Here is a 645-nt window from a genome sequence, read left to right as displayed (position 1 = left end):
CTCGCGGTCCAGCAGGTCGAACAGGCGCTCCAGGTCCGGCGGCGTGAGGTACGTGGGCGTGCCCCCGCCGATCGCGATGCGGGAGAAGCGCGCGTCCGGCAGGGCCGCGCTCACGCGCCGCGCGTGCCGCTCGAGCGTGTCGAGGTACGCGCGTTCCAGCGTCTCGGGCGCGCCGACGGTCGTGAAGAGGTTGCAGAAGCCGCAGCGCATCTCGCAGAACGGCACGTGCACGTACAGGAACAGCGAGGAGCGGTCCTCGTCCGCCCAGGCGTCGCGCAGGCTCACGGGCGGGGTGAGCGCGCGGTAGGTGGTCTTGTGCGGGTACGCGTAGGTGTACGCCGCGTACGGGTCCGCCCGCAGGAACGCGAGCAGCTCGGCCGGGGAGGTCAGGTCAGGGGTGAGGGTCATGGTCGAGTCCGGGGAGGAGCAGTTCAGCGTACGGGACGGTCCACACGGCGGGGTGAGCGACGCGGTGCCCCCAGTAGCCGTCGTCGCCGAAGCAGGTGCCGTGATCGGCGCACAGCACCACGAGGCTCGGCCCGCGCGCCCGCAGCGCGCCGATCAGCACGCCGAGGGACGCGTCGACGGACCGCAGCGCCGCCCGCTGCGTCTCGGTGGAGTCGCGCGTCGCGCCCGGTTCGTACG

The 645-nt window shown here is 73.3% G+C and carries 2 pseudogenes; both read right to left on the bottom strand.

Going from position 1 to position 645, the window contains the following annotated elements:
* Positions 1-408: pseudogene (locus DEIPI_RS40025) on the bottom strand (radical SAM protein); the annotation flags it as partial.
* Positions 392-645: pseudogene (locus DEIPI_RS31510) on the bottom strand (STM4013/SEN3800 family hydrolase); the annotation flags it as partial. The pseudogenes DEIPI_RS40025 and DEIPI_RS31510, both read right to left, overlap by 17 nt.

Origin of the sequence: Deinococcus pimensis DSM 21231 (genome assembly GCF_000519345.1) — a bacterium.
GTDB classification, from domain to species: domain Bacteria; phylum Deinococcota; class Deinococci; order Deinococcales; family Deinococcaceae; genus Deinococcus_A; species Deinococcus_A pimensis.
Note: the sequence above shows the minus strand (reverse complement) of the source record. Positions and strands in the feature narration are given on the sequence as shown.